The following is a 15,860-nucleotide window of genomic DNA, read 5'->3' as shown; positions in this document are numbered from 1 at the left end:
ATCGACTAGAATAATGTCAAACATTTGATTTTCCTTTCTGACTTTTATTTTCGTACATTTTCTTATCAGCTATTGCAAAAAAATCAACGAAGTTTTTATGTGATTGATAAGAGTCCGTATAAGCACCTAAAGATGCTGTAATCCCCATATCTTTGAGAGTCATTTCTGCTTGAACAAGTTTTATTAAAAATTCAGCTTGATTTTCAGAAACTCCAGGGAGTAAAACCGCAAATTCATCTCCACCTAACCTTGCTATTACAGCACTTTCAGGCATTATCTTCGTTAAAATATCACCAAATTCAATTAGAATCTTATCTCCCGTAGCATGTCCAAAGGTATCATTTGCTTCCTTGAATTTATCCAAATCAGATATAATAACCGTAATTTGTTCTTCTTTACGTGTCAGACATTCCTCAAAAGCAAGCTCAATATATCGTCGATTATGAACCCGTGTTAAAACATCTTCGTATGCCATCCTCTGTATTTCAAGTTCATGAAGTCTCTGCTCTGTAACATCAAGAACAAAACAAAAAACACCAATCACTTTTTGGCGATTGTTATAAATGGGAGAATACATATTTTGCCAGTAAAGCGTTTTGTCGCCTGTCTTAATAGTATCCATAAATATAAATGTTTCACCCTTTTTCGCACGATCAACATTTGCTTTTAAACGCGCAGCATCTTCACTATTAAGATAATTCATTGGAAAGTCACCAATTTTGGGAGTGAAATAAAAGATTTCTTCCATGAGCCGAATATCATTCTTATTAACCGCAATAAAACGATAATCTAAGTCTACAGCATAGACGTTAATAAGTTTCGAACTCTGTAAGATAAAGTGGGATAGCATATGCTGTCTTCGATTAAGGTAAGATGCTAGGGTCCAAAGAACTAGTATTCCTATAAAGATTGCTAAAACGATGGGATTATCATGGTCAATCAAAACATCATCATACACTAAGCGCATTAATAACATTAACGCAGCAAAAATACTTAAGTATGTTAACAATCTTTGATGCTTGATTAAAAAATCACTTACTTTTCCTAATACCATTACAGTCTCACCATTCTAAGTAGTTTTAATACCTTCAGCATCCAAACTGTCTGTAACAAAACGTCCTGTAAAACCACCGATGAAGCCCGTAGCAGTATTGTCAATTCCTAAACGTTGTAGAATACGGCTGACATTAATACCCTTACCGCCAGCGAATTTATCATCACTCTCTATACGGTTAACTTCACCAATCTCTACCTTGTCGATACGAACAATGAAGTCGATTGATGGGTTTAGCGTCACAGTATAAATCATACTTCAATAACCCTCGTTTTTTCTTTTAATTATTTAAGGAGCCCTTCTTCCGAAGCATTTGTGATTATGGTTACTTTCTCAACCTCGGCTACCTTAGCATAGGTAACCTGACCAAGTTTAGAAGCATCAGCTAGAACATAGGCTTTTTGCGCATTAGCTATCACTGTTCGTTTAATGACCGCCTCTTCCATATCTGGCATTGTGAAATAATTGGCATCAACTCCATTAGCACCAATGAAAGCACAATCAAAATTCAGTTGTCTGATTTGTTCCAGAGCTGTACTTCCAATAGAGGCATCTGTTGAATGTTTAACCTTACCACCAATAATCCTAGTACTAATACCGAGATCTACCAGCTTAACAGCATGATGGATAGAATTAGTCACAACCGTCACCTGACGATTCATTTCCTCTGGATATGGTGAATATTTGTCATAAGTTCTAAGCCCAGCCTCAACGTGACCAATACTTACTTTATTGTAAAATGCAACCAATCCAGCAGCAAAAGTTGTTGTAGTATCACCATGAACTAAAACCAAATCAGGTTGTTCTTTCTTAACAACTGGATCAAAATTAGCCAAAATTTTAGAAGTAATTTCCTGAAGTGATTGATTTTTTTCCCATGATATCCAAATCATAATCAGGAACTATTTCAAAAGTCTCCAAAACCTGGTCAAGCATTTGACGATGTTGAGCTGTGACTACTGTAATAGTATTAATGGTTTCTTGATGTTTTTTCAACTCAAGAATTAACGGCGCCATCTTAATTGCCTCTGGTCTTGTCCCAAAGACAACCATAATATTTAATTTTCCCATATGATCCCCCCTATGACCTATACGAAATCAATATAATATTGACAAATAAGATTCTACATTATCACTTTATTATCCCCAATAAAAAGGAAAATGAGTTATCCTTTCTCCAAAAGCATTAAAGGGAATGCCCTCGCTATTGGTCTTGTTTTGCAAATGATGTAAAGTAGATAAAGAAAAAGGTCTCAATTAAAAGACTATCATTACTTATAAAATTCAAAAAGTTAAGACAAAAGGCAACTCATATCACCCAAGGATATCAATTGTTTTGAGATTTTCTAGTCTTCTCCCCCGAATTTAAAAATACACTATTTAATAAATAAAAAAACTGCAGGAGAAAAAACGCTTTGCTAATAAAAGTGTTTTTGAATCCAGCAGTATTGCTAATTTACATATATTTCATAAAAACTTCTCCCCATTTTAAAGAGCGTCCCCTTTACTTACGCTCTATCCCCATCTTACAAATCAAAACATCGGTATGATAACCCTATCCCAATACCATATCACATAGCACCAAGTACCAACAAGTAATCATTCAACTCTCCCCAAAAGAGTCAAAATATTACAAACAGGTTGGCTTCGAGTTACTACTACCCATGTTCCCTATTCATATAGACGCTATAATTATAGCATGTTATTTTTATTTTTCAACCTTCTTTCAATTTTTTATTATTTTAATGTATGTGATAAGCATTATAATGATGTCGTTTGAATTAAGCACTCCTACTTAACAAATACTAATCAAATGATATTTATCTATATTTTAATAAATAATAATTAAACACCCTTTGGCTTTTAAATGGATTTGCATAAAAAAATCAGAATTCCTATTAAAATTCTGATTCAGAATGAAGACAAACATCGTTTTTGATGTTTGTCTTTTTTTATATTCACACTTAATTCTCCCATAATCCAATAATATTGAGGTATTTGGATAAAATAACGGGTCTTCCCTACCATCATTTTTACCAATTTTTTGATATTTAGACATGCTAAAGTAAGCCCAACCTTATCTTCCATTTTGGACTTTCCTTTTTCTCTGGTATAACGCAAGTTATGATATTCTTTAGCTGTTCCGAATAAACGTTCTATCGTTTCTTTCCGGTGTTGGTACCGTTCCTTCATCCCACTTTGATGACGGATATCTTCACAGATTTCTAAGGCATCTTTCCAAATATGACGCACAACAACTTTTTGGTGCTGGCGACTTTCAGTACAAATCGCTAACAAGGGACAGGTCTTACAAATTTCGGGATTACTTTTATATTCTCTATAACCTTCACGTGTCGTTGTACGGTAAGTTAATACCTGGTTCTCTGGACAAAGATAGCAGTCAAAATGCTCGTCATAGACAAAGTCTCTAGGACGTAGAAAGCCTCTCTTACCTCTTGGCCTAGTGTAAGGGAATACTGGCGTAATCTCTTTTTCTAAAAGAAACTTGGCAATACTAGGTGTTTTGTAGCCTGAATTCGCAATAATGAATTCAGGGGAGAAGGGTTCTAACTTGGCGAAAAGAACAGGAAAGGCCTGACTATCATGGATGTTACCTGCTTCAACTGTATAAGCCAAGGCCCAACCATGTTTATCACAAGCTACCTGAGCATTATAAGCGAAGACTTCCTTGTGTTCTCCCTTGTGAAACCAACCACTATCTGGGTCTGTCGTTGATTGTTTCTTAGGTTTGGCCTCGCCTTTTTTGCATGTTTCTTCCTGTCTAAATTAATTTCAATGTCCAGTTGTTCACTCATGAATTTAGCTTTTTGATTAACGACAACATTTTTGTACTTATGATTATTAGCAGCTGCCTTGATATGTGTCCCATCGATGAAGATTTCTGAGGGATCAATAAGCCCAGCCTCCAAAACTTGATGAAGCACATGACTAAAAATGTGTGCTAATAATTCTTTATTTTGAAAGCGTCGGCTATAGTTCTTACCGTAAGTTGTAAAATGTGGCACCTTATCGTCCAGAGATAAGCCAAGAAACCAACGATAAGCCGTATTCACCTCGATGTCCTTGATGGTTTGGCGCATAGAACGAATGCCATAAAAACATTGAATCAAAGGAATCTTAACTAACAGGACAGGGTCTAGACTAGGACGACCATTATCGGAGAAATAACTATCTTCGACAAGATCATAAATAAAAGTAAAATCAATCGTTTCTTCAACTTTTCTTAAAAAATGGTCTTTAGGCACAAGTTCATCAAGAGTATATAAACCTACTTGACGACGATTGTATTCAGGATTATCTTTGTGAAACATAGGAGTACCTCATCAAATACCTTTTCTTTTATTATACTCCTTCGAAGCAAGAAAAGTCCCCAGAAGTATAACTTCTGAGGACTTTGTCTTCAATCTGAAAGAGGTATTTTTATACCTCTTTTTGTTCACTCTTCAATTATGCTGTCACTGTCCATTTACTGTCCTATATTGTGTAAAATATATAAAAGTTGTTAAGTTTACTAGTAGTTAAATCCCTTAAAATCAGTATTTATGATGATAACAAGCCTAAAAAATTCTTGGAACAAGTTTTGCATGTCTATTATAACAGCAAATAATAAACTTTCGGGAAAAGACATATTTTTCGGACAGTTACACTTTATTCTGACATTTTTTATCTTTCTAGTATTGTCTCGATTAATGGTTCTACCCCTTTGTTAATTAACCTTTCTATCTTATGTTGTGCATTGAAACGAATAATGTCATAAGCTACGTATTTTAATATATAAGCAGCCACTTCGTTAACATTATAAGAAAAATGTCCTTTTAAAATTTCATAAGCTAGGCTAGCAAAAGGGTCTGCATCTTCAAATCGTTTGATATATTGCACATAGTTAGAATCAATCTTCTGAATTATATAAGTTGCGTGAGAGTCATCCAAATTCATAAAGCTAAGTAAGCATTCGGTAAAGCGAGTTCCTTTATTGATACAAGATAGGCAGAGATCTTTTTCTGACATTTCATAAATATAGTTTTCTATGTCGTTATCAAAAATACCTTGATTAATTTTTTCCCAGATTTTTTCTTTAAAAGATTCATGACTTCTTATTCTTAACCATGAATTCAACCCGTTCAACATATCTGTTGCATTTTCATACCTATAATTAGGATCGATATTGGTAGCTTTTGTACTGATTGAACGCAGGGTATGCGAAAAATTATTAGGATCTCCAGTCATAACAAAATTGATAATTCTCCCGAGAGAGTATACATCACTACTTTTGTCAGCCTCTTTTAGAAGAGTTAGTTGTTCTGGTGCACAATAAAAAAGCTGTCCAAAAGATGCGGTATCTATAGTTTGATGCGAGGTTAAGATGTTAATATTTTTTCCTAAACCAAAATCCGCTACTTTTATTATTCCGTTTATGAAGAAAATATTAGTAGGGCTTAGATCCCTGTGCAAAATTCCTCGTTTATGCACTAGAGATATAGTGTGAAGTATTTGCCGTAAAATATTAAATTTTGATTCATCTGGTAATTCGCTTTCTTTAATATAATTAGCTAAAGTAAAATCCGCTTTTTCCATTGTGTAGGAATAATTATCGATATTAAAGTCATATACATTTATAATACTTTCAATATCTGAACATGATTTTGTAATTTCAAACTCTCTACGAAATCGACTTCTTAGCGATTCATGTCTAACCGAGTCTTCATTTAATTTTTTTAATACTAATCCTGTAGATTTTTGTAGAAAAATATCTGCAAATCCACCTTTTCCGATTGCTACTAAATCTTGATCGGTTTCTACTAAGAAGAATTCATTGCCTTTTTTTGACAAATACAATGAATAAATTGAGCAGACTTTATTTAATTCCGTTAAAACCTTTTGTTGGTATTCTAAAGAATCAACTTCACCTTTTTGACGTTCTGTTAAAAGATATTGTTTGCTCAATATAATGCTGAAAAAAAGATCAAGTTTACCAGTTTCAGAGAAACTTAGTAATTTATCATTTACATAAACCCATCTTGTTGGGAACCCTTGACGGTAAACATCACTAAAACCGAAATAGCTATTAAAAAAGTCTACTAACTGTGGGCCAGTTTTATAGGTAAATAATTCTGTTTCATCCCCACAGAATATTTTTGCAAGTGTTTTGTAAAATTCTGGATTGATCAATAACGATACCTCTATCATAAATAAGCTAATAGATTCATTATAGCACTATAAATAAAGAAGACTATCTTTGTAATACACTTACTTAATTTTTTATATATCAACAATTTATTTGGTCAATTTAATTTGCTTAATTGACAGAAAAATGAAAGATCTCATTCAATCAGATCTATTTATTTTTTATGAATAAGTTGTACAACCTTGCTAAAGGTTGATATAAAGCTATTTATAAATCACTTGGACACAAACCGTGTCCAATCAGATTTTACGATAAAAAGGTAGAGAAAAAGGTAGAGTTTGAATTGAAATACAGTGCAATAAACTGCAATTGACAAAAAGAAAAAACGCTTGAAATCAGCGTTTTTCTTTTGTATTGATTCGTATTGAATCCTTATTTTACCTCAGTAAAGATTACGTGTTTACGCAATTTTGGTGAGTATTTTTTCAATTGAAGACGGTCTGGAGTGTTACGTTTGTTTTTTGAAGTAAGGTACAAGCGTTCACCAGATTCTTTGTGTTCAAGTGTAATATTTACGCGCATGGTATCTCCCTTCTATTATTTAGCTGCGTTAGCTTTAGCGATTTTACGTCCTTTGTAGTATCCTTTAAGTGATACACGGTGTGAACGTGAGTAATCTCCAGTTGTTTCGTCAAATTGTACTGATGGAGCAGTCAATTTGTAGTGTGTACGACGTTTGTTTTTCTTCGCTTTTGAAGTGTGACGTGCAGGTACTGCCATTTCTTTATTTCCTCCGAATTAATATTTATGTTCTTGATTTTAAATCAACTATAACAGAATAACATATCTTTTTTGTAAAGTAAAGTTACTTGACAAAAAACTTCTCAAGAAAATATATAGTTAAAAACTATACAATGTGATAGTAAATACATATTTCACAGCTATAACAGCAAGTGCTAGAATAGGCTTATTATTACATTAAATGAAAGAATAAAAAGGAGTAAATAACTATGAGTAAAGTTCATTATCATTTTGATCATGTTGGTTCTTACCTTCGTCCACAAGCTTTAAAAGAAGCACGTGAAAAATTTGCCAATGGTGAGATTTCGCAAGAGGAATTGTTGAAAGTACAAGATGAATTGGTTAAGGAATTGGTTCATCATGAGGTAGAAAATGGCCTTCAAGTCGTTTCTGATGGTGAATTTGGTCGTTCTTGGTGGCACCTTGACTTCCTATGGAACCTAACTGGTTTTGAAGCTTACCAACAAGAGGATTCATATAAATTCCATGGAGCTAAGACACGTACAACTAACGTTCGTATCAATGGTAAAATTGCTGAAAATCCTAATCATCCTTTCTATCGTGACTTTGAATATCTTAAATCAGTGACTCCTGAAGGAATTACTCCAAAAGTAACTATTCCAAGTCCATCACTCATCATTAACCGTGACCACCGTAGTGATCTTTATGCTGATTACTATGATTCATGGACAGATTTCCTTGATGATTTGGCTAAAGCTTACCATGATACCATCCAACATTTCTACGATTTGGGTGCACGTTATGTACAATTGGATGATACGACTTGGGGTTATTTGATTCAACAGTTTGAGAATGAAAAAAATAATCCTGAGAAAACAGCTGAGTTGGCAAAAATTGCTGAGGATGATGTATACACTATCAATAAAGCTTTGGAAGGTCTTCCAGAAGATTTGACTTTGGCTACTCACATTTGTCGTGGGAACTTTAAGTCAACTTATCTTTTTGAAGGTGGCTATGATTCAGTCGCTAAATATCTTGGTCAATTGAACTATGATATCTTCTTCTTGGAATACGATGATGCGCGTTCAGGTAGCTTCGCACCACTTCCAACGATTTGGAATAACCGTGATCATGTTGAATTGGTACTTGGTGTGATTACTTCTAAGGATCCAGCTTTGGAAGATGTAGATGCTGTCATTGCTCGTATCCATGAAGCGGCTGAACTTGTACCACTTAAGAACCTTGGTATCTCAACTCAATGTGGTTTTGCCTCAACTGAAGAAGGTAATATCTTGACTGAGCAAGATGAGTGGAATAAATTGCAATTGATTAAAACAATTACTGATAAAGTTTGGTCATAATAGAAAAAATGCAGAGGACAGGCTCAGCTTGTTCTCTATTTTTATGAATATAGAAAGGATGTGTCATGGATTATAAAGAGATAGGACAGAAAATTTTAGAAGCTGTAGGAGGAAAGGAGAACGTTCAGAATCTAACCCATTGTGCGACACGTTTACGTTTTACCTTAGCAGATGATTCTAAAGCTGATGATGAGGCTGTTAAAGCTATCGATAGTGTGGTGAGTTTGGCTAAGAGTGGTGGCCAGTATCAAGTTGTTGTTGGGAGTGATGTACCAAATGTATACCGCGCTTTAGAAGGTTTATTGGATCTGGATGAAGTATCTAAGGAATCATCGGAAAAACAAGATAGAACTCCTCTTCAAAGCTTTTTAGCTCTTATTTCTGGGATTTTCACCCCAATCTTACCAGTAATTACAGCAGCAGGGATGATCAAGGCCGTTTTGTCCCTTTTGGTTGTCTTTAAGGTAGTAGCTGTAGATGATGTTAACTATCAAGTTCTTAATTTTATTGGCGATGCTGGATTTTATTTCTTACCTGTATTTTTAGGTGCCTCAGCAGCTCGACAGTTTAAGACGAATGCTCAATTGGGGATGTTGATTGGTGCTATTTTATTACACCCAACTTTTACTCAGATTGTGACAACTGCCAAGGAATCAGGTCATGGCGTCTCTTTCTTTAGTATTCCTCTTACATTAACTTCTTACTCATCAACGGTTATCCCTGTTATTTTGGCAGTTTGGTTTATGAGTGACGTGGAGCGCTTTGCGATTAAAATTTCACCAAAGGCTGTGAAGTTTTTCTTGGTTCCTATGATTACGACCTTAATTACTGCAATCGTAACACTTTTGATTTTAGGTCCAATTGGTGCTGTCATTGGTAACTGGTTGGGTGACTTCTTTAAGTGGTTGGAAAACTTTGGCCCATGGGTTGTTCCGACAATTGTAGGAGCAACCTTCCCGTTAATGGTTACAACAGGAACTCACTATGGCTTAGTATCCATTGGAATCAATAACCGTATGACTATTGGTTATGATACGATTGCACAGCCAGGTGCTTTGGCTTCAAATGTGGCTCAGGGTGGAGCAGCTCTTGCTATTGCTTTAAAAACTAAGGATACCAATAAAAAGCTCTAGCTTCATCTGCTGGGATTACTGCGATTTGTGGGATTACGGAACCGGCTCTTTATGGGGTAACTTTGCAAAATAAAGCAGCCCTTATAGGATCTATTGTTGCAGGGGGAGTAGGTGGCTTCTTCCTTGGTATTTTAGGTGCGAGAAATTTTGCGGGTGGTTCCCCGGGTATCTTGACGATTGCTGCGTATATTGGTGAAGATATACTTAAATATTTTTACACAGCTATTGCAGGTCTTGTAATTTCTGTTGTGGTATCTTTCATTGTGACCTTCATTCTTTATAAGGAAGATTAATGATTGTGGCAGGCCGAGAGGTCTGTTTCTTTCTTACGTTGAAAAATCCTCCACCATTTCCCAAAAGCTATATAAATTATGATAGAATAGAGTGATTATATCTGTAATAACGGAAAAGGAGGGCAGGTCTATCTGAGGCCTGTATCATCATTATGAAACTTCAAAAGCCTAAGGGAACGCAGGATATTTTACCTGCGGATAGTGCCAAATGGCAGTACGTAGAAAATGTTGCACGTGAAACATTTAAGAAATACAATTATGGTGAAATTCGTACACCTATGTTTGAACATTACGAGGTCATTTCACGTTCAGTAGGTGATACAACTGACATCGTTACTAAGGAAATGTATGATTTTCATGATAAGGGAGACCGTCATATTACACTTCGTCCAGAAGGAACAGCACCGGTTGTACGCTCTTATGTAGAAAACAAACTCTTTGCGCCAGAGGTCCAAAAACCTGTTAAAGTTTATTATATTGGATCAATGTTCCGTTATGAACGTCCTCAAGCAGGACGCTTGCGCGAGTTCCACCAACTAGGTGTAGAGTGCTTTGGATCAAAAAATCCTGCAACAGATGTTGAAACCATTGCTATGGCCTACCAACTCTTTAATACGCTTGGCATTAAGGATGTTACCCTTCATTTGAATAGCCTTGGAAATACTGAGAGTCGTCTGGCTTATCGTCAGGCCTTGATTGACTATTTGACACCAATGCGTGAAAGTTTGTCAAAAGATAGTCAACGTCGTTTGGATGAAAATCCTTTGCGAGTACTCGATTCAAAAGAAAAAGAAGATAAGGTTGCCGTTGAAAATGCTCCATCTATCCTTGATTATTTAGATGAAGAAAGTCAAGCGCACTTTGACGAAGTACGTACCATGCTTGATAGTCTTAACATTCCTTACGTGATTGATACTAATATGGTACGTGGTCTTGATTACTACAACCACACGATTTTTGAATTTATTACCACTATTGATAAGTCTGAATTGACAATTTGTGCAGGCGGTCGTTACGATAGTTTGGTTGAATACTTCGGTGGTCCAGAAACAGCTGGTTTTGGTTTTGGACTTGGTTTAGAACGCTTGCTTTTGGTTCTTGATAAACAAGGTATTGAGCTTCCGGTGGAAGAAAATCTGGATGTTTACATTGCAGTACTTGGTTCAGGTGCCAATGGCAAAGCTCTTGAGTTAGTTCAAGCTATCCGCTATCAAGGATTTAAGGCTGAACGTGATTATCTTGGACGTAAGATTAAGGCACAATTTAAGTCAGCAGATACCTTCAAGGCCAAGACGGTTATCACATTAGGTGAGAGTGAAGTGGAGTCAGGTCAGGTTAATGTCAAAAATAATGCTACTCGTGAGGAAGTTACTGTAAGTTTCGAAGAGCTAACTAAAAACTTTGCTGCAGTCCTCGAACAGTTAGAAAAGTAGAGGGCGTATGGTTAGTATAGTTGATATGCTCAAACGGAGTGAAAAGTTCAGTTTGGCTTTTGATCGCAGTATGCCCATTCGTTTCCAACAACAGTTTTGGCAGTTGATTGCCTTTCTTGATAAACATGATATTACTTGGTTTAATGATGAGCCTGCAAGTGATCATGCGATGTGTCAGCAATTACTTGGTCAAGTTTGGCGTCAGGATTGTCAAGATGTGGTCTTGAGTTTTGAAACCCAGGAACGTTATTTGGGATGGCAGGTAGACGAGGAAACTGATGAACTTAGTGTTATCATTGAAGATGTTTACGGATTCCGTTGGAATAGTTTACTTGACTTAGAAACAGCCGATTATCGTTTTGAAGATTTTGAAGAGTTTGCTGAGGATTACGTGGATACTAGTGATTTGTTGAAACAATTTGGCAAATAGTTTTATAAAAAAGAAAGTCTATTAAAATTCTAACCTGAAATGGGTGGGGTTTTGATGGGCTTTTTGCTATAATAGTTAAGACTAAAAAATTAACGAAAGAAGTGTATTTATGGAACGTTCTATGTATGCCGGACGTGTTCGTAGTGAACACATCGGAACTACTATTACTTTGAAAGGTTGGGTATCTCGCCGTCGTAACCTCGGAGGTTTGATTTTCATCGATCTTCGTGACCGTGAAGGTTTGATGCAGTTGGTTGTTAACCCTGAAAATGCGGATGCTAATGTTGTTGAAACAGCTGAAAGCTTGCGTAGCGAATTTGTTATTGAAGTAACAGGAACTGTTGAAGCGCGTGAACAAGCTAATGATAACTTGCCTACAGGTGCTGTCGAACTTAAAGTTGAAGACCTTAAAGTCCTTAATACTGCCAAAACAACACCATTTGAAATCAAAGATGGTGTTGAGGCTAGTGATGATACACGTATGCGTTACCGCTATTTGGATCTTCGTCGTCCAGAGATGTTGGAAAACTTTAAGCTCCGTGCAAAAGTAACTCACGCCATCCGTAATTATCTTGATGACTTGGAATTTATCGATGTTGAAACACCAATGTTGACAAAATCTACACCAGAAGGTGCTCGTGATTACTTGGTTCCAAGCCGTGTTAGCCAAGGTCACTTTTATGCTCTTCCGCAAAGTCCTCAAATCACTAAACAATTATTGATGAATGCTGGTTTTGACCGTTATTATCAAATTGTTAAGTGTTTCCGTGATGAAGATTTGCGTGGAGACCGTCAACCTGAGTTTACACAAGTTGACTTGGAAACGTCATTCCTTAATGAGCAAGAAATCCAAGATATTACAGAAGGATTGATTGCTAAGGTTATGAAAGAAACTAAAGGAATTGAAGTTACACTACCATTCCCACGCATGTCTTACGATGATGCCATGAATAACTATGGTTCTGACAAGCCAGATACACGCTTTGACATGCTTTTACAAGACTTGACAGAGGTTGTCAAGGGTGTAGACTTCAAAGTGTTTGCTGAAGCGCCAGCTGTTAAGGCAATTGTTGTCAAAGGAAATGCAGACAAATACTCACGTAAAAGTATTGACAAGTTGACAGAGTTTGCCAAACAATTTGGCGCTAAAGGTCTTGCTTGGGTTAAGATGACTGACGGAGCTCTAGCAGGTCCAGTTGCTAAATTCTTGACAAGTATTGAAGATAAATTGACAGATGCTTTACACCTTGAAGAGAATGATCTAGTTCTTTTTGTAGCAGATACACTTGAAATCGCTAATAACACACTTGGTGCTTTGCGTAATCAAATTGCTAAAGAACTTGACATGATTGACAACACTAAGTTCAACTTCCTTTGGGTTGTCGATTGGCCAATGTTTGAGTGGTCTGAAGAAGAAGGACGCTATATGTCTGCTCACCACCCATTTACTTTGCCAACAGAAGATTCTGCAGCAGAGCTTGAAGGAGATCTTTCCAAGGTACGTGCTGTAGCTTATGATATTGTCTTGAATGGTTATGAGCTTGGTGGAGGAAGTCTACGTATCAATCATAAAGACCTACAGGAACGTATGTTGAAAGCCCTTGGTTTCTCTGAAGAATCAGCCTATGAGCAATTTGGATTCCTTCTTGAAGCTATGGACTATGGTTTCCCACCACATGGTGGTTTGGCTATCGGTCTTGACCGTTTTGTTATGCTTCTTGCAGGTAAAGATAATATCCGTGAAGTGATTGCCTTCCCTAAAAATAATAAGGCATCAGATCCTATGACTCAGGCCCCAAGTCTTGTGGCTGATAAACAGTTGGAAGAACTTGCCCTTCATGTAGATTTAGAAAATGAATAAAGCACCTCTTCATAAACATGTTAAATTTGTAGCGAAAAAGTCTGCGAAGAAAATGGGCGTTTTGCAGGCTGTACGTAGTATTTCCCGTGAAAAATATACTGAAAAAGTCTCAGCTTCTTTACTTTATGGTCTCTTATCGTCAATCGCCGTTAATTTCTTTTTTCAACCTGGACATGTTTACTCCAGTGGAGCAACAGGTTTGGCACAGGTTTTATCGGCATTGAGTGTTAGAACTTTGGGCTTTGAGATACCAGTATCATTGACTTTCTATGCGATTAATATCCCTCTCTTGATTATGGCTTGGTACAAGATTGGCCATAAATTTACAATCTTTACCTTCATTACAGTAACGATGAGCTCCCTTTTTATTCAGGTGATGCCACATGTAACCTTGACAGAGGATCCTTTGATCAATGCTATCTTTGGTGGTTTGGTCATGGGTACGGGGATTGGTTTCGGTTTAAAATCACGTATCTCTAGTGGGGGGACGGATATCGTTAGCCTCACTATTCGTAAGAAAACAGGTCGTGATGTTGGTAATATCTCCTTGATTGTCAATGGAATTATCATGGTTTTTGCGGGCATTCTTTTTGGTTGGAAATATGCTCTTTATTCAATGGTGACTATTTTTGTTTCTAGTCGAGTTACAGATGCGATTTTCACAAAACAAAAGAAAATGCAGGCTATGATTGTCACAAGTAATCCTGACCCAGTTGTAAGGATGATTCAGAAGAAACTCCACCGTGGAGTAACGCTGATTAATGATGCGGAAGGGACTTATAATCACGAAAAGAAAGCAGTATTACTGGCGATTATTACGCGTGAAGAGTATACTGACTTCAAGCATTATATGAGAAAGGCAGATCCCAAAGCCTTTGTCTCCATCGCAGAAAATGTACATATTCTAGGTCGTTTTGTTGATTTAGATGACTAACAAAAAAAGGAAGTTGACGAACGTTAGCTTCTTTTTTGTTGGAGAGAATTCTTGACGAAATGCCTGCTTGACTTTACAATATCAGTATGATTAGATTTTTAATTCCAACCGCAAAAGAAATGAAGGCCAGTAAGGAAGTTTCGTCTCAAAAATTATCCGAAAAGAGTGCGGCTATCCTAACTGAAATGGCAAAATTGTCCACAGATGAATTATCCACAGCTTATAAAATAAAGCCTGAGCAGGCTGAGAAAGAAAAGCAGCGCTGGGCTGCGATTTTATCGGGAGAAGCGAAAACCTATCCGGCTATCGAGCTTTTTAATGGACTGATGTATCGTCACATCAAACGTAGTGACTTATCCACATGTGAAAAAGAATTCTTAGACCAACAAGTATTTATCACATCTTCTTTTTATGGAATCATTCCCGCTTTTTACCCGATTCAAGAACATCGTCATGACTTTCATACGAAGATTAAGGTTGATGGTCAGTCCTTAAAAAACTATTGGCGTGCTGAATATGATCAATTTTTAGAGGAGAGTCAAGTTCCGGTTGTTTCTTTGCTTTCAAGTGAATTCGAGGATGTTTTTAGTCCAACTCTTCGTAAGCAGTTATTCATGGTTAGTTTTATGGAAGACCGCAATGGGGTTCTTAAGACTCACTCTACGATTTCCAAAAAGGCAAGAGGGGCTTTTTTGACAGCTGTTATGGAGGAGAATTGTCAAACGATTAATGATTTACGAAAATTGTCTTTTGATGAGTTTAATTATCGTGAGGATTTATCCTCTAATAATGAGCTAGTTTTTGTTAAAATTGCATAAAAAGTCTGAGTTATAAGCTCAGACTTTTTTATAGCATATCTTTACGATCGACTTGTTCATAGTTCGTTTGACCGTCATTTAGCTTGTCCCAAATAACGACTTCTCCTTGATTAAGAGATTTTTTGACATCAATAATACGTTGATTAGATGATCCTCGAAACTGGAGCATAAGGTTCTTTTTAGTGATGTCAAAGCGGCCGTCAACGAGAATGTCAACGAGTTGAAGAAGTTCTAGTTTATCAGGAGTTTCAAGCATCAACTCCTCCCAAGTATAACCAGTCCAAGACCAGATATCTTTTTCCGGGAGTTCCTCACGAATGCGTTTGACTAGGGGAATGAGAATTCCTGTGTTTAGGAAGGGTTCACCACCAAGTAGCGTGAGACCTTGTACGTAAGGTTGAGCTAGATCCCTCATGATTTGTTCTTCAAGTTCTTTAGTATAGGGAATTCCTGCCTTAAAGGACCAGGTGGCAGCGTTATAGCATCCCTCGCAATGAAACATGCAACCAGAGACGTAAAGGGAGTTACGCACGCCTTCACCATCAACGAAATTAAAAGCTTTGTAGTCAATAATACGTCCTTGGCTAAGTTCTTCAGACTTCCATTCCTGTGGTTTTGGTGTATTCCATGTCATG

General features: G+C 36.6%; 15 protein-coding genes and 2 pseudogenes. 8 read left to right on the top strand and 9 right to left on the bottom strand.

The annotated features are described in order from the left end of the window. Nucleotides 1-16: 16 nt before the first annotated feature. The 8 genes and pseudogenes from ACT170_RS07995 to rpmF all read right to left on the bottom strand — a co-directional run bounded on the left by ACT170_RS07995 (nucleotide 17) and on the right by rpmF (nucleotide 6,980). A complete protein-coding gene (locus tag ACT170_RS07995) occupies nucleotides 17-1,054 on the bottom strand; it encodes a sensor domain-containing diguanylate cyclase (RefSeq protein ID WP_014635176.1) in 1,038 nt (345 codons plus the stop codon). Between the two features lie 21 nt (nucleotides 1,055-1,075). Continuing rightward, nucleotides 1,076-1,309, bottom strand: a pseudogene (locus ACT170_RS07990) (PfkB family carbohydrate kinase); the annotation flags it as partial. 29 nt (nucleotides 1,310-1,338) lie between these two features. Further along, nucleotides 1,339-1,947, bottom strand: a complete 609-nt coding sequence (locus ACT170_RS07985; RefSeq protein WP_037620461.1) for a DeoR/GlpR family DNA-binding transcription regulator — start codon at nucleotides 1,945-1,947, stop codon at nucleotides 1,339-1,341. Then, a complete protein-coding gene (locus tag ACT170_RS07980; RefSeq protein WP_129852299.1) occupies nucleotides 1,895-2,125 on the bottom strand; it encodes a hypothetical protein in 231 nt (76 codons plus the stop codon). The genes ACT170_RS07985 and ACT170_RS07980 overlap by 53 nt, the downstream gene beginning before the upstream one ends. An 827-nt stretch (nucleotides 2,126-2,952) precedes the next feature. Further along, nucleotides 2,953-4,386: pseudogene (locus tag ACT170_RS07975) on the bottom strand (IS1182 family transposase). 352 nt (nucleotides 4,387-4,738) lie between these two features. Beyond that, nucleotides 4,739-6,244 carry a serine/threonine-protein kinase gene (locus ACT170_RS07970; RefSeq protein ID WP_444818188.1) on the bottom strand — a complete coding sequence of 502 codons (1,506 nt, stop codon included), beginning with the start codon at nucleotides 6,242-6,244 and terminating at the stop codon, nucleotides 4,739-4,741. A 388-nt stretch (nucleotides 6,245-6,632) separates the two neighbouring features. Further along, nucleotides 6,633-6,782 (bottom strand): 50S ribosomal protein L33, encoded by a 150-nt coding sequence (gene rpmG / locus ACT170_RS07965; protein ID WP_002262412.1) that lies wholly within the window; start codon nucleotides 6,780-6,782, stop codon nucleotides 6,633-6,635. A 15-nt stretch (nucleotides 6,783-6,797) separates the two neighbouring features. Next, nucleotides 6,798-6,980: a 50S ribosomal protein L32 gene (rpmF, locus tag ACT170_RS07960; protein WP_002885630.1), complete on the bottom strand. Its 183-nt coding sequence runs from the start codon at nucleotides 6,978-6,980 to the stop codon at nucleotides 6,798-6,800. A gap of 230 nt (nucleotides 6,981-7,210) precedes the next feature. On the opposite strand from rpmF, the gene ACT170_RS07955 reads away from it, so the two are divergent. The 8 genes from ACT170_RS07955 to yaaA all read left to right on the top strand — a co-directional run bounded on the left by ACT170_RS07955 (nucleotide 7,211) and on the right by yaaA (nucleotide 15,225). Further along, complete coding sequence (locus tag ACT170_RS07955; protein ID WP_002885813.1) at nucleotides 7,211-8,323, top strand: vitamin B12 independent methionine synthase; 1,113 nt, start codon at nucleotides 7,211-7,213, stop codon at nucleotides 8,321-8,323. Between the two features lie 65 nt (nucleotides 8,324-8,388). Continuing rightward, nucleotides 8,389-9,456 carry a PTS transporter subunit EIIC gene (locus ACT170_RS07950; protein WP_444818187.1) on the top strand — a complete coding sequence of 356 codons (1,068 nt, stop codon included), beginning with the start codon at nucleotides 8,389-8,391 and terminating at the stop codon, nucleotides 9,454-9,456. A gap of 62 nt (nucleotides 9,457-9,518) precedes the next feature. Further along, nucleotides 9,519-9,749: a hypothetical protein gene (locus ACT170_RS07945; protein WP_080611024.1), complete on the top strand. Its 231-nt coding sequence runs from the start codon at nucleotides 9,519-9,521 to the stop codon at nucleotides 9,747-9,749. A 152-nt stretch (nucleotides 9,750-9,901) separates the two neighbouring features. Further along, nucleotides 9,902-11,182, top strand: a complete 1,281-nt coding sequence (gene hisS / locus ACT170_RS07940) for a histidine--tRNA ligase (RefSeq protein WP_002885861.1) — start codon at nucleotides 9,902-9,904, stop codon at nucleotides 11,180-11,182. 7 nt (nucleotides 11,183-11,189) lie between these two features. Further along, nucleotides 11,190-11,612, top strand: coding sequence for a hypothetical protein (locus tag ACT170_RS07935; protein WP_002885776.1), 423 nt, complete (start codon nucleotides 11,190-11,192; stop codon nucleotides 11,610-11,612). A 109-nt stretch (nucleotides 11,613-11,721) separates the two neighbouring features. Next, nucleotides 11,722-13,473: an aspartate--tRNA ligase gene (gene aspS / locus ACT170_RS07930; protein ID WP_002885629.1), complete on the top strand. Its 1,752-nt coding sequence runs from the start codon at nucleotides 11,722-11,724 to the stop codon at nucleotides 13,471-13,473. Next, nucleotides 13,466-14,407, top strand: a complete 942-nt coding sequence (locus ACT170_RS07925; RefSeq protein ID WP_002885781.1) for a YitT family protein — start codon at nucleotides 13,466-13,468, stop codon at nucleotides 14,405-14,407. The genes aspS and ACT170_RS07925 overlap by 8 nt, the downstream gene beginning before the upstream one ends. An 86-nt stretch (nucleotides 14,408-14,493) precedes the next feature. Next, nucleotides 14,494-15,225, top strand: coding sequence for a peroxide stress protein YaaA (gene yaaA, locus ACT170_RS07920; RefSeq protein WP_410536694.1), 732 nt, complete (start codon nucleotides 14,494-14,496; stop codon nucleotides 15,223-15,225). Between the two features lie 28 nt (nucleotides 15,226-15,253). Here yaaA and nrdG read toward each other — a convergent pair whose 3' ends face one another. Continuing rightward, on the bottom strand, nucleotides 15,254-15,859 hold the full coding sequence (gene nrdG / locus ACT170_RS07915; RefSeq protein ID WP_002885801.1) for an anaerobic ribonucleoside-triphosphate reductase activating protein: 606 nt from the start codon (nucleotides 15,857-15,859) through the stop codon (nucleotides 15,254-15,256). Nucleotide 15,860 lies beyond the last annotated feature (1 nt).

It is taken from the genome of Streptococcus sp. cx1 (assembly GCF_052384325.1).
In the GTDB taxonomy this organism is placed as follows: Bacteria; Bacillota; Bacilli; order Lactobacillales; family Streptococcaceae; genus Streptococcus; species Streptococcus salivarius_G.
This window is presented reverse-complemented; position numbering and strand designations above follow the sequence as displayed.

Excerpts from the sequence above, each read along its gene's own strand:
- ACT170_RS07980 (WP_129852299.1), bottom strand. The coding sequence starts at position 2,125 with ATGGGAAAATTAAATATTATGGTTGTCTTTGGGACAAGACCAGAGGCA.
- ACT170_RS07935 (WP_002885776.1), top strand. The coding sequence starts at position 11,190 with ATGGTTAGTATAGTTGATATGCTCAAACGGAGTGAAAAGTTCAGTTTG.
- ACT170_RS07955 (WP_002885813.1), top strand. The coding sequence starts at position 7,211 with ATGAGTAAAGTTCATTATCATTTTGATCATGTTGGTTCTTACCTTCGT.
- rpmG (WP_002262412.1), bottom strand. The coding sequence starts at position 6,782 with ATGCGCGTAAATATTACACTTGAACACAAAGAATCTGGTGAACGCTTG.
- nrdG (WP_002885801.1), bottom strand. The coding sequence starts at position 15,859 with ATGACATGGAATACACCAAAACCACAGGAATGGAAGTCTGAAGAACTT.
- hisS (WP_002885861.1), top strand. The coding sequence starts at position 9,902 with ATGAAACTTCAAAAGCCTAAGGGAACGCAGGATATTTTACCTGCGGAT.
- aspS (WP_002885629.1), top strand. The coding sequence starts at position 11,722 with ATGGAACGTTCTATGTATGCCGGACGTGTTCGTAGTGAACACATCGGA.
- ACT170_RS07925 (WP_002885781.1), top strand. The coding sequence starts at position 13,466 with ATGAATAAAGCACCTCTTCATAAACATGTTAAATTTGTAGCGAAAAAG.
- rpmF (WP_002885630.1), bottom strand. The coding sequence starts at position 6,980 with ATGGCAGTACCTGCACGTCACACTTCAAAAGCGAAGAAAAACAAACGT.
- ACT170_RS07985 (WP_037620461.1), bottom strand. The coding sequence starts at position 1,947 with ATGATTTGGATATCATGGGAAAAAAATCAATCACTTCAGGAAATTACT.
- ACT170_RS07995 (WP_014635176.1), bottom strand. The coding sequence starts at position 1,054 with ATGGTATTAGGAAAAGTAAGTGATTTTTTAATCAAGCATCAAAGATTG.
- yaaA (WP_410536694.1), top strand. The coding sequence starts at position 14,494 with ATGATTAGATTTTTAATTCCAACCGCAAAAGAAATGAAGGCCAGTAAG.
- ACT170_RS07950 (WP_444818187.1), top strand. The coding sequence starts at position 8,389 with ATGGATTATAAAGAGATAGGACAGAAAATTTTAGAAGCTGTAGGAGGA.